The 11,937-nt window shown below is 72.1% G+C and carries 9 protein-coding genes; 1 reads left to right on the top strand and 8 read right to left on the bottom strand.

What is annotated here, in order from left to right; translation table 11 throughout:
* Positions 1–15: 15 nt before the first annotated feature.
* The 7 genes from ABZ818_RS21230 to ABZ818_RS21260 form a co-directional block, all read right to left on the bottom strand.
* Positions 16–990 carry a hypothetical protein gene (locus tag ABZ818_RS21230; protein WP_361416586.1) on the bottom strand — a complete coding sequence of 325 codons (975 nt, stop codon included), beginning with the start codon at positions 988–990 and terminating at the stop codon, positions 16–18.
* Complete coding sequence (locus ABZ818_RS21235) at positions 987–4,454, bottom strand: DNA polymerase III subunit alpha (RefSeq protein WP_361416589.1); 3,468 nt, start codon at positions 4,452–4,454, stop codon at positions 987–989. Before ABZ818_RS21235 ends, ABZ818_RS21230 begins: the two co-directional genes overlap by 4 nt.
* Positions 4,455–4,681: 227 nt before the next feature.
* Positions 4,682–5,758, bottom strand: a complete 1,077-nt coding sequence (locus ABZ818_RS21240) for a S1 family peptidase (protein WP_361416591.1) — start codon at positions 5,756–5,758, stop codon at positions 4,682–4,684.
* 249 nt (positions 5,759–6,007) lie between these two features.
* Positions 6,008–6,844 (bottom strand): slipin family protein, encoded by an 837-nt coding sequence (locus ABZ818_RS21245; RefSeq protein WP_361416594.1) that lies wholly within the window; start codon positions 6,842–6,844, stop codon positions 6,008–6,010.
* A 166-nt stretch (positions 6,845–7,010) separates the two neighbouring features.
* The gene (locus tag ABZ818_RS21250; protein WP_361416597.1) at positions 7,011–7,916 is read right to left on the bottom strand and encodes a S1 family peptidase; all 906 of its coding nucleotides are present in this window, start codon (positions 7,914–7,916) and stop codon (positions 7,011–7,013) included.
* A 271-nt stretch (positions 7,917–8,187) separates the two neighbouring features.
* On the bottom strand, positions 8,188–8,529 hold the full coding sequence (locus ABZ818_RS21255) for a hypothetical protein (protein WP_361416600.1): 342 nt from the start codon (positions 8,527–8,529) through the stop codon (positions 8,188–8,190).
* A 100-nt stretch (positions 8,530–8,629) separates the two neighbouring features.
* Positions 8,630–9,823, bottom strand: coding sequence for a DUF5685 family protein (locus tag ABZ818_RS21260; protein WP_361416603.1), 1,194 nt, complete (start codon positions 9,821–9,823; stop codon positions 8,630–8,632).
* 290 nt (positions 9,824–10,113) lie between these two features.
* Here ABZ818_RS21260 and ABZ818_RS21265 point away from each other — a divergent pair, with 290 nt between their 5' ends.
* Positions 10,114–10,551: a cell division protein SepF gene (locus ABZ818_RS21265; protein ID WP_225076049.1), complete on the top strand. Its 438-nt coding sequence runs from the start codon at positions 10,114–10,116 to the stop codon at positions 10,549–10,551.
* 36 nt (positions 10,552–10,587) lie between these two features.
* On the opposite strand, the gene ABZ818_RS21270 is transcribed toward ABZ818_RS21265, so the two are convergent.
* Positions 10,588–11,799, bottom strand: a complete 1,212-nt coding sequence (locus tag ABZ818_RS21270) for an acyl-CoA dehydrogenase family protein (protein ID WP_361416607.1) — start codon at positions 11,797–11,799, stop codon at positions 10,588–10,590.
* Positions 11,800–11,937: the final 138 nt, after the last annotated feature.

Below are 11,937 nucleotides of genomic sequence, written 5' to 3' on the forward strand. Positions count from 1 at the left end.
GCGAGCCGAAGGGAGTCACGCGGCCAGCGTGCCCGGCATCACCGCCCGCGGGCCGAACCGGGCTCGCGCGCGGTCCGCGGCCTCCTCGATACGGCGGACCTTCTCGTCGACGGGGTCGAAGGTGAGCTGGTGGGAGGCGTGTTCGGCGGGCCCGAGGCCCTCGGCGCGCAGGGCGAGCGCGCGGACCCGGGCGCGCTGGAGCCCCAGGGCCTCGTACAGGGCGTACGCGACTCCGGTCAACGCGGCCGAGTGCGCGGTCGGTTCGGCCAGCGTGCGGCTGCGGGTGGTGCCGGAGCGATCGGCGTAGCGCACGGTGAGCGTCAGGGTGCGGCAGACCTTGCCCAGGGCGCGCAGCCGGGAGCCCAATTCCCCGGCGGCCGACAGCAGCGCCCTGCGGTGCCGGTCGGGGTCCAGTTCGTCCCGGTCGAAGGGGCGTTCCGCCGCGAGCGACCTGGAGATGGCGTTCGGTACGACCCGGCTCCGGTCGACGCCGTTCGCCTTCTCATGGAGTTCGCGGCCGGACTTGGCGCCGACCAGGCGCTGGAGGGTCGGCAGGGGCGCGGCGGCGACCCGGCCCAGGGTGTCGAGGCCGTACTCGTCCAGGGTGCGGGCCGTCGCCGCGCCGACGCCGGGCAGCGCGGTGACGGGCCGCTCGGCCAGGAACCCCGCCACGGCGTCCGGTTCGCCGGGCACCGCGCACGTGAGTCCGGGCCGGGCGTCGCGCAGGGCCATGCGGGCCAGCATCGGGCCCGGCCCGGCGCCGATCACGCAGTCCACGCCGTGCAGCGCCAGGGCGCGGACCCGGATCACCGACGCCAGCTCGACCGCGTCGCGCCCGAAGTACCGTTCGGCGCCCCGCAGATCGGCCAGCGCCCCGTCCGGCGGCAGCGCCTCGACGACCGGGGTGAACTCCTCGAGGAGCCCGAGCAGCCCCGGCAGGGCGGCCTCGTACATCGGCGGCAGCTGGAAACGTACGCAGAGAACCGTCATCCCGCACTCCCTGGACTCTGGTGCCACAACTTCCTTCCGCCCGGCGGGCCTTCGCCCGCGGGACGCAGATCGGCCCAGGGGTGCATCTCGTACCCCGTGGACATGCGGATCGTCCGGCCGTGCACGGGGGCGCCGTCGGCGGGCTCCTCCGGTGCCGGTTCGGCCAGGCGCGCCGCCACTTCGCCGAGTCCGCCCTCGGCGCGCAGTTCGGCGAGTTCGGCCAGGTTCCAGGCGGCGGCGCCCACCACGCTGAGGCTGCGCGGACCGCGCCGCTGCACCACACCACGCACCAGCAGCAGCCAGGAGTGGAAGACGGTGTGCGCGCAGGCGTCGTGGGAGTCGTCGAAGAAGGCGAGGTCGACCAGGCCGGTGCCGTCGTCCAGCGTGGTGAAGATGACCCGTTTGCCGGACCGGACCGGCGGGGTCTGGGTGGCCGCCTTGGCGCCCGCGACCAGTACCGTCTCGCCGTGCCGGGCCTCGCGCAGCCGGCGCGCCGGGACCACGCCCAGTTCGTCGAGGAACTCCCGGTGGTCGTCCATCAGGTTCCGCGAGACGTCCATGGACAGCACGCCCAGCTCGGCGCTGAGCCGTTCGGCGTCGGACAGGCCGGGGAGCCCGGCCGCGGCCGTCTGCCTCCCGCCGGCCAGCGGCAGTTGGCCGCCGCCCGCGCCGCGGGCGCCGCGGTGCAGCTCGGTCAGGTACAGTTGCAGATCGCGCCGGTTGGCGCCGAACGCGTCCAGCGCGCCCACCTGGGCGAGCCGGGCGGCGACCGGGCGGCTGGGCCGGGCCCGTTCCCAGAAGTCGAGCAGCGAGGCGTAGGGCTGTCCGTCCGCGATCCGCGCCGCCTCGGCCTCGCTGATGCCGTACACGTCGGAGAGGGCCAGCCGAAGTCCCCACATACCGGAAGAACCAGACTTTGACTCAGACACCAGTTCGATACGGTGGGCGACTCCCGACCTGTTCACGTCCAGCGGCAGGATCGGCACCCCGCGCCGCCGCGCGTCCGCCAGCAGCAGCCGCTTCGGGTACATCCCGGGGTCGTGCGTGAGCAGCCCGGCGTAGAAGGCGGCCGGGTGATGGGCCTTCAGCCACGCCGACTGGTACGTCGGCACGGCGAAGGCGACCGCGTGCGCCTTGCAGAAGCCGTAGGAGCCGAACGCCTCGACGACCTCCCAGGTGCGGTGAATCGTTTCCGCGTCGTATCCCTTCGCCGCCGCGTGCTGCGCGAACCACACCTTGATCCGCCCCTGCGACTCCGGGTCGGACAGCCCGCGCCGCACCCGGTCCGCCTCGTCACGGCCGCAGCCGGTCATGAGGTGCAGGATGTGAATGATCTGCTCGTGGAAGACGACGACCCCGTACGTCTCCTCCAGCGGTTCCCGGAGATCGGGGTGCGGATAGCGCACCGGCGCCCGCCCGTGCCGGGCCTCGATGAACGGCCGCACCATGTCGGCGGCGACCGGACCGGGCCGGAACAGGGAGATGTCGACGACCAGGTCGTGGAACGTGGCCGGCTGGAGGCGCCCGACCAGGTCGCGCTGGCCCGGGGACTCGATCTGGAAGCAGCCGAGGGTCTCGGCGGAGCGGATGAGCCGGTACGTCGCCGGGTCGCCGTCCGGCAGGGAGTCCAGGTCGATCCGCTCCCCCGTGGTCCGCTCCACCTCCGCGACCGCGTGCGCCATCGCCGACTGCATCCGCACGCCCAGCACGTCCAGCTTGAGCAGCCCGAGGTCCTCCACGTCGTCCTTGTCGAACTGGGACATGGGGAAGCCCTCACCGCTGGTGGGCACGATCGGTGTGCGGGACGGCAGGGAGGCGTCGGAGAGCAGGACCCCGCAGGGGTGCATGGCGACCCCGCGTGGAAGGGCGTCCAGGGCCTCGACCAGCTCCCACAGCCTGCCGTACCTGTCCCGCTCCCCCGCCAGCGCCCTGAGTTCGGGCAGTTCGTCGAGTGCCGCGCGGGCGTCGCGGGCGCGGATGTGCGGGAAGGACTTGGCGATGCGGTCGATGTCGGCGGGGTCCATGGACAGGGCCGCCCCGACATCGCGGATGGCGTGCCGTACGCGGTACGTCTCCGGCATGGCGACGGTCGCGACCCGCTCGGTGCCGAACCGGCCGATGATCTCGCGGTAGACCTCCAGTCGGCGTGCGGACTCCACGTCGATGTCGATGTCGGGCAGGGCCGTGCGCCGCTTGGACAGGAAGCGCTCCATCAGCAGCCCGTGCTCGACCGGGTCGGCGTGGGCGATGCCGAGGAGGTGGTTGACGAGGGAGCCGGCGCCGGAGCCGCGGGCGGCGACCCGGATGCCCATCCTCCGTACGTCGTCGACGACTTGGGCGACGGTGAGGAAGTAGGTGGCGAAGCCGTGGTGGGCGATGATGTCCAGCTCCCGGTGCATCCGCTCCCAGTAGTCCCGGCGGCCGGCGTAGCCGCGCAGCACCATGCCCGCCGCCGCCCGGGAGGCGAGTACGCGCTGGGCGGTGCGGCGGCCGGCGCCGACGAGGTGCGGCTCGGGGAAGTGGACGGTGCCCAGGCCGAGGTCGTCCTCGGGGTCGACCAGGCACTCGGCGGCCGTCGTGAGGGTCTGCTCCAGCAGGCGGTGGGCGGCCTCGGTGCGGAAGCCGGCGGCCTCCACGATCCGCTCGGCCGCGCGCAGCATGGCGTCCGGCTCCTTCAGCCAGGCCTCGCCGGAGTCCAGTTCCTTGGCCGGGTCGATGGGGACGAGCCGGCGGGCGGCGTCCAGCACGTCGGCGACCGGGCCCTGCCCCGGGTCGGCGTACCGGACGGCGTTGCTGAGCACGGGCCGGATCCGCTGCTCGGCGGCGAAGCCGACGGTGCGGGCGGCCAGGCGCAGCGATCCGGGTCCGGTGCCCGTGCGGCCGTGCCAGACCGCCTCCAGGCGCAGGGCGTCGCCGTAGGTCTCACGCCAGGGCACGAGGAGTCCGGCGGCCCGGTCGGGGCGGCCGGCGGCGAGGGCGCGGCCGACGTCGGAGTCGGGCCCGAGCAGAACGGTCAGGCCGTCCGCGTGGTTGCCGGGCCAGGGCAGCAGCGGGGCGCCCGGAGACGGGGGTCCCCCCCGTTCGCGCGCAGCCGTGAGCCCGGAGTGGGCGGCGGTGACCAGGCGGCACAGATCGGCCCAGCCGCGGGCGCCGGCGCGGGCGAGGAAGGTGGCGCGGGGAGCCGACTCGTCGACGAAGGCGCCTCCGCGCACCGGGGTACGGCGCCGGTCCCGCCGTACGGGCTCCGCGGTCTCCACCGCCAGCTCCACACCGAACAGCGGGCGGACGCCCGCCGCGGCGCAGGCCTTGGCGAAGCGGACCGAGCCGGCCAGGGTGTCGCGGTCGGTGAGCGCGAGCGCGTCCATGCCCCGTTCCGCGGCGCGTTCGGCCAGCCGCTCCGGGTGCGAGGCGCCGTAGCGCAGGGAGAACCCGGAGGCGGTGTGCAGATGCGTGAAGTCCGGCATCCGCACCTCCCGCACTCGTGAGCCGTGACCGCCCTCGAACATCAGTTCCCATCTCTCTCACCCCCACCATAAACCAATTTCCGAACGTCTGTGCGACATCCGTTCGAGCGTGTCCCACCTGCGCAAACGCCCGGGCGCCCGGAGCGTGAGGGACGTGACGGCCATGCGAAAGCCCCGCCCTCGTGAGGGCGGGGCTTTCACCGGCTGTGTGGAGGCCGGGGCCGGGATCAGCCGATCTGGGCGCCGGTCGCCGAGAGGGCCTCGGTGACCGGCTGGAAGAAGGTCACACCGCCCGAGGTGCAGTCGCCGCTGCCACCGGAGGTGAGGCCGATCGCGGTGTCGCCGTCGAACAGGGAGCCGCCGCTGTCACCGGGCTCGGCGCACACATCGGTCTGGATCAGGCCGCTGACCGTGCCCTCGGAGTAGTTCACGGTGGCGTTCAGACCGGTGACCGTGCCGCTGTGCACCTGGGTCGTCGAGCCGCTGCGGGTCACCTTCTCGCCGACGGTCGCCTCGCCCGCCCCGGTGATCGCCTGCGTCGAGCCGTTGTACAGGTTCACCGCGCTCGGATGGTCCACGCTCGCGGTGTACCGGACCAGACCGAAGTCGTCGCCCGGGAAGCTGGACCGCTCGTTCCGGCCGATCACCGTGCCGCCGGCCGACCAGGTGGAGATCGCCTCCGTGCAGTGGCCCGCGGTGAGGAAGTACGGCTGGCCGTCCTTGACCACGTTGAAGCCGAGCGAGCAGCGGCCGCCGGAGCCGGTGATCGCGTCACCGCCCGCGACGAAGGGCTTGAACTCCCCCTTCGATCGCCTGAGTTCGGCCTTGGTGCCGAGCCCGTCGACGACCTGGCTCAGCGTGGTCCACTCGGCCCCGGAGACCGTGCTGTCGGCGGTGACGACGACCTTGTTGGTCACGGGGTCCGTCGCCCACGAGGTGCCGGGGATGGCCGCGTCCTTCTCCAGCGTGGTGCGGGCGCCGGTCAGTTCGGCGAGGGAGTTCCGTACGACTCTGGCCTTGGCGCCCGCCTGCTCGACGGTCTCGGCGGTGCTCGCGTCGAGCACGTTCACCACGAGGCTCTTCGTCGTGGCGTCGTAGTACGTGCCCGCGGCGTCGGAGCCGAGGTCCCGCACGAGCGTCGAGGCGAGCTTTCCGGCCGCCACGGACGAAAGGGTCCGGAGCTCGGGGGCCTTCGCGGGTTCACTGGCGTTCGCACTCTGGAAGGTGACTCCCGCGACGAGCAGGGCGGCGATGCCCGCACCCGCCACGGCCGCACGGCGTCCGGGTATGCGTCGGTGCTTCAACTGACGTCCTCCTGTGGGGGGATCGGCCCGTCAGGTAGTGGGGACCCGACGAGCCGGAAGGCGGTTGAACGGCGCCCACTATTCCGATGCCCCCAGGGAGCACACAAGGTCGAGTTCTGGACGCGTGTACGTCAACTGACGTAAGCCCCCTGCGTATCGGCCTGCCCCCCGAGGTCGCCGCAGGAGCGTTCACGCAACATTCACAGCGCAAACACCGCGTGCGGACGACCGGCCCACATTCCGTGAGGTCTAGCCCTGGCTCGAATTCGGCCCCTCGGGGGCGGGATCCACCCGGGGTGCGGGCGCCGGGGCCGCCGCGGGCAGTTGATGCTGGGCCTTCTCCAGGAACCGCAGCAGCTCGACCGGGAAGGGCAGGACCAGGGTGGAGTTCTTCTCGGCGGCGACCGCCGTCACGGTCTGGAGGAGCCGCAGTTGCAGCGCGGCGGGCGTGTCCGCCATCTGCTGGGCGGCCTCCGCCAGCTTCTTCGACGCCTGGAGTTCCGCGTCCGCGTTGATGACCCGGGCCCGGCGCTCACGGTCGGCCTCCGCCTGCCGGGCCATGGACCGCTTCATCGTCTCGGGCAGCGACACGTCCTTGATCTCCACCCGGTCGATCGTGACGCCCCATTCCACGGCCGGGCTGTCGATCATCAGCTCAAGACCCTGGTTCAGCTTCTCCCGGTCGGACAGCAGATCGTCCAGTTCGCTCTTGCCGATGATGGACCTCAGCGAGGTCTGCGCCATCTGCGAGACCGCGAAGCGGTAGTCCTCCACCTGGACCAGCGCCTCGGCCGGCGAGGTCACCTTGAAGTAGACGACGGCGTCCACACGCACCGTCACATTGTCCCGGGTGATGCCCTCCTGCGCCGGCACGGGCATGGTCACGATCTGCAGGCTGACCCTGTGAAGCCGGTCCACGAACGGGACGATCAGCGTGAGCCCGGGTCCGCGCACCTGCGGACGCAGCCTGCCGAGGCGGAACACCACCCCCCGCTCGTACTGCTTGACGACCCGCGCCGCCGCCACCAGGCCCACCGCTCCGGCGGACGCGAGCGCCACCCCCGCCGTCACCAGTTCCTCAACCATCACGGCCCCCCAATCCGGCACGGGCGCGCCGGCTCACGATCCTTCGACCGTAACCCGCGCCGCGCCCAAGGGCGAGCCCCCGCACGCCGGTTGCGTACGGGGGCTCATCGATGTCGAGCGCGGGGCGGGCCGGGCCGCGCACTCCGCGGCCCGGCAGAGGGGGACATCAGCCGACGTGGACCCCATAGGCGCTCAGCGCCTTGGTCACCGGCTGGAAGAAGGTCGTACCGCCGGAGGTGCAGTTGCCGCTGCCGCCGGAGGTCAGACCGTAGGCGATGCCACTGTTGGAGTAGAGCGAGCCGCCGGAGTCACCGGGCTCGGCGCATACGGTGGTCTGGATGAGGCCGTTGACGATCTCGCCGTTGCCGTAGTTGACCGTCGCGTTGAGCGCAGTGACGCGGCCGCTGTGGGTGCCGGTCGTCGAGCCCCGCCGGTAGACGGTGGTGCCGACGGACGGCGTGGCTGCGCTGGTGATGGTCACGCTGCCCACGGCGCTCGGCTTGGCCACCGAAGTGTTGGTGTAGCGCACGATGCCGTAGTCGTTGCCGGGGAAGGAGGAGCCGGCGGTGGTGCCGAGCGTGGTGGTGTGGGAGGAGTTCGACCACCAGGTGCCCGCGCCGTTGGTGCAGTGACCGGCGGTCAGGAAGTAGGAGTTGCCGCTGTTGTCCTTGACGTTGAAGCCCAGCGAGCAGCGCCAGCTACTCGCATAGATGGCGTCGCCGCCGGAGATCAGCTTGTTGAACTTCCCGGCGGTGTGCTTGATGGTCAGGGCGCCGGAGTTGTTCCCCGCCTGCCGCTTGATCCGGGCGATGTCGGCCTGGGAGACCGTACTGTCGACGGTGACGACGACTCGGTTGGTCTTGCTGTCGACGCTCCAGGCTGTGCCCGGGATGTCGGCCTTGAGTACGGAGTCGCTCGCGGTGGTGAGTTGGGCCGCACTGAAGGTGGTGGGAGTGTCGGACGCGTTCGCATGGGGGACCGCGAACGCGGCTGCGGCCACGAAGCCGGAGGCGATGGCGATCAGCCGGGTCCGTCTCGTCACGCCGTGGGGAGTGGTGCGCTTGATCCTCACTTGTCGTTCCTCCACAAAGGAAGTCGGGGGGCCCGCGTGGGGTCGGGGCCCGTGAGGCGCAGTCAGCGGACGGCTGTTCGGATTCCGAACATGCCGTGCCCCTGACAAGCGCTGTGGGGGAGTATTCGGCCGAACGACCGGTCGGCGCAAGGGCGCCTTTCGGCCGTGCGGCCATGTGCGATTCGAGTGAACTATGTGCGATCAGGGTGAATTGACATCCAGTCGGCAGCGGGAAGGCGGCTCAGGTGCGGGCCGTGTCCCCTCACCGCCGTCACGACGTCGCGGCCCCCGCACCCCGTATGCCCTCGCGGCGCCGTCCGGCCGGGCGCTCGCCCAGGTCGACCCGTGGGGCCCGCTCCGGTCCGGCGCCGGCGGCGAACCGCACCGGACGGCCGAAGGGCCGTGCGCAGAAGGCCGGTTCGTCCGCCTCGGCAGCGGTGACCGCGACCGCTTCGCTCTCGGCCGTCCAGGCTCGGGGGATGTCCGGAACTCGACGCTCCGGATAGTTCCCGAGCCCGTGGGCGCCGGTCCGGGCGAGCGGGGCGCGGAGCGCCGGCACCGTCTCGGCACGGTGGGCGCGCCCCTGCTTCCGCTGGTCGGATAGGTCCATCATGAGATGAGCCCTTCCATACGCGGCCCGGCTGCCAAACCCCACTGCCGCCCACCGTCCGGGCCCGGAGCCCGTGGACGGGGTGGACGGCCGGCCGCGACGGTCAGCAGTCGCAGCACGAGCAGCCGTCACAGCAGTCGCAGCCATCACAGCAACCGTCGCACCCTTCGCAGCACGAGCAGTCGCAGTTGCAGCAGCCCGAGCGCTTCTTGCCCGACCACGGACCCTCGAACTCGTCGGCGCAGCACACCTTGCAGGTGCAGCACAGCCCGACGGCCACCGCGCACCCGGCCCAGAACCCGCGCCCGCCGGGCCGCGGCGGCTCACCGCCCCCGGAGTACGGGTGGTTCGGATGGTTCGGGTCGTACGGAGCCTGCGGGGCGTACGGCCCCTGCGGCGGGCCGAAGGCCCCGTCGGGCGCGTGCCCGCAGGACTCGGTACCGAAGGCGCGGTCGACGGAGCGCCGGAGTTCGTGCACGAGCAGTCGATGGGCGAGCCGTCCGTCGCCGAACTCCACCTCGCTCAGGGCGAGCCGGATGCCGTGCACCGCGTCGTCGGCGAGCCGGCGCGCCTCGCCGAGCGGCGTTCCGGTGGCAGTGAGCGGATTCCAGGCGCCGGTGGCAGCGTCGGACTGGCGGTCCTCCACGGCGTCCAGGAGGTGCGCCAGCCGTCCGAACAGGCGCCCGGCCTCGGCGAGCGGGGCGGCGTTGCCCGGCCGCCCGGCGAGGACCGCGGTGTGCGCGAAGGCCGCGGCGGTCGCGGTCTCGGTCGGCTCGGTGACGGCCAGGAGCGGCGTTCCGGGACCGGCGAGCGCCTCGACGCCCGTCTGCCGGTCCACCGCGTCCAGGAGCACCGCGGTGTCGAATCCGACACCGGCCCCCGTACGGGCGCCCGCCCGGCTCCAGTTGTCGGCGACCCGGCGCGCGGCGAGTGCCACCGGCCGGCGCGCCAGCAGTCCGTCGCCGTCGGCGACATGGTCGCGCACTTTGGCCGAGGCCAGCACCAGGGAGACGGCCGCCGCCAGTCGGGGACCCTCGCCGAGAGCGATGGACGCGGTGCGCATCCCGCGCAGCGGGCACGGCCCGGCGGTACGCCGCAGGCCGCCGGCCCGGCCGGCCTTCTCCGCCTGAGCCTCCGTCAGGACCGAGACGAGCAGCCCGTCGTAGTTCGTCACGATCCGGGCGAACTGCCCGTGGTCACCGCGCAGGGCCAGGCACAGCCCGCACAAGTGGGCCATCCACTCGGCGCCGAGCCTTTCCCCGAGCCGATGACGGCAGGGCCTGACGATTCCGAACACGACCATCCCCCTTGGTGTGCAGGACGTGGAGTCGCGGCATCGTATCGACCCCTTCGTTCACCCGTACGCCCCGACCGTCACCCATATGCTGAGGACAATCATATTTCACTCCCCGTCAGCAGTCGTGTAGGGCAGAACCCTTGGGGCATACGGGCTCTCGACGTATTGGTCGTGCACCAGTACCGTCACAAACCCCCCGTGCGCCGCCTGTTCACTTGGCGCGTTGTCAGCATCATGGATGACCATAGGGATGCGGAATGCAGGAAAGACCGCTGTGAGAGGAGGCGTCCATGGGATCGGTACGCAAGGCGAGTGCGTGGCTCGGCCTCGTCGACGACAACGATGACGAGCGCTACTACGACGACGACTACACGGAGGGGACCGAGTCCGGGGACGCCTGGGTCACCGATCCCCGGGTGAAGGTGGCGACGGACACGGCAGAGGACAAGGGCCGCCGGATCGGCACGGTGACACCGGACAGCTTCCGGGACGCCCGCGCCATCGGCGAACTGTTCCGGGAGGGCGTGCCCGTCATCATGAACCTGACGGCCATGGAAGCCTCCGACGCCAAGCGTGTGGTCGACTTCGCGGCCGGGCTCGTCTTCGGGCTGCGCGGCTCCATCGACCGTGTGTCCACCCGGGTGTTCCTGCTGTCCCCCGCCGACACCGAGATCGTCAACGGGGACCCGGCGGTGCACCGCGCGGACGGGTTCTTCAACCAGAGCTGAGGCAGGGCCGTACACCGGCCCTGCCCCGTTCGGGGCTCACCGGAAGGCGTCGAACCCGGTGAGCGCCTTGCCCAGCACGAGCTGGTGCATCTCGACGGTGCCCTCGTAGGTGAGCACCGACTCGAGGTTGGTCGCGTGCCGCATCACGGGGTACTCCAGGGAGATCCCGTTCGCCCCGAGAATCGTCCGCGCCGTACGGCAGATCTCGATCGCCTCTCGTACGTTGTTGAGCTTGCCGAAGCTGACCTGCTCGGGACGCAGGCGGCCGGCGTCCATGCGCCGCCCCAGATGGTGGGCGAGCAGAATCCCCTTGTGCAATTCGACCGCCATGTCGGCGAGCTTGGCCTGGGTGAGCTGGAAGCCGCCGATGGGCCTGCCGAACTGCTCGCGCGACTTGGCGTAGTCGAGGGCGGCCTCGAAGCTGGAGCGGGCCGCGCCCATGGCGCCCCAGACGATGCCGTAGCGGGCGTGCGAGAGACAGCCGAGCGGTCCGCGCAGCCCGGTGGCCTCCGGCAGTACGGCGTCGGCGGGCAGCCGTACGTCGTCCAGGACCAGCTCGCTGGTGACGCTCGCCCGCAGGGACCACTTGTGCTTGATCTCCGGGGCGGAGAACCCGGGGGTGCCGGCCGGCACGAGGAAGCCGCGGATGCTGGCCTCGGTCTGCGCCCAGACGACGGCGACGCCGGCCACGGAGCCGTTGGTGATCCACATCTTGCGGCCGTTGAGGATCCAGTCGGTGCCGTCGCGCTTGGCGTGGGTGCGCATGGAGCCGGGGTCGGAGCCGTGGTCGGGCTCGGTGAGCCCGAAGCAGCCGATCACCTCGCCGGCGGCCATGGCGGGCAGCCACCTCTGCTTCTGCTCCTCGCTTCCGAACCGGTGGATGGCGTACATGGCGAGCGAGCCCTGCACCGAGACCAGGGACCGGATGCCGGAGTCGGCGGCCTCGAGCTCGAGGCAGGCGAGCCCGTACTGGACGGCGGTGGCGCCGGCGCAGCCGTATCCGGTCAGGGACATGCCGAGGGCGCCGATGCTGCCGAGCTCGCGGGACAGTTCCCGGATGACGGGCAGCTCGCCCTTCTCGTACCACTCGGCGACATGGGGCAGGACCCGGTCGGCGGCCCACTGCCGCATGGTGTCGCGGACGGCCAGGTCCTCCGGGTCCAGCAGATCGTCGATCCCGAGCGGGTCGGCGGGATCGAACGAAGGCGATGAGGACGACGGGGACGACGGGGACGACGGCGAGGACATGCGGACACCCTCCGGCAACGGCAACTGAAACTAGCACCGCTAGTTGTGCGACTCCGGCCCGACGTTACGGCGCGGAGCCGCCCACGTCCAGCGTGCTCCTCCCCCGCCGCGGCGCCGACCGAGGGAGAGGGAGAGCGC

This window comes from Streptomyces sp. NPDC047453 (assembly GCF_040643155.1).
Taxonomy (GTDB): domain Bacteria; phylum Actinomycetota; class Actinomycetes; order Streptomycetales; family Streptomycetaceae; genus Streptomyces.

Coding starts and splice junctions, on each gene's coding strand:
- ABZ818_RS21235 (WP_361416589.1), bottom strand. CDS start 4,454: ATGCCGGACTTCACGCATCTGCACACCGCCTCCGGGTTCTCCCTGCGC.
- ABZ818_RS21255 (WP_361416600.1), bottom strand. CDS start 8,529: ATGATGGACCTATCCGACCAGCGGAAGCAGGGGCGCGCCCACCGTGCC.
- ABZ818_RS21265 (WP_225076049.1), top strand. CDS start 10,114: ATGGGATCGGTACGCAAGGCGAGTGCGTGGCTCGGCCTCGTCGACGAC.
- ABZ818_RS21270 (WP_361416607.1), bottom strand. CDS start 11,799: ATGTCCTCGCCGTCGTCCCCGTCGTCCCCGTCGTCCTCATCGCCTTCG.
- ABZ818_RS21245 (WP_361416594.1), bottom strand. CDS start 6,844: ATGGTTGAGGAACTGGTGACGGCGGGGGTGGCGCTCGCGTCCGCCGGA.
- ABZ818_RS21230 (WP_361416586.1), bottom strand. CDS start 990: ATGACGGTTCTCTGCGTACGTTTCCAGCTGCCGCCGATGTACGAGGCC.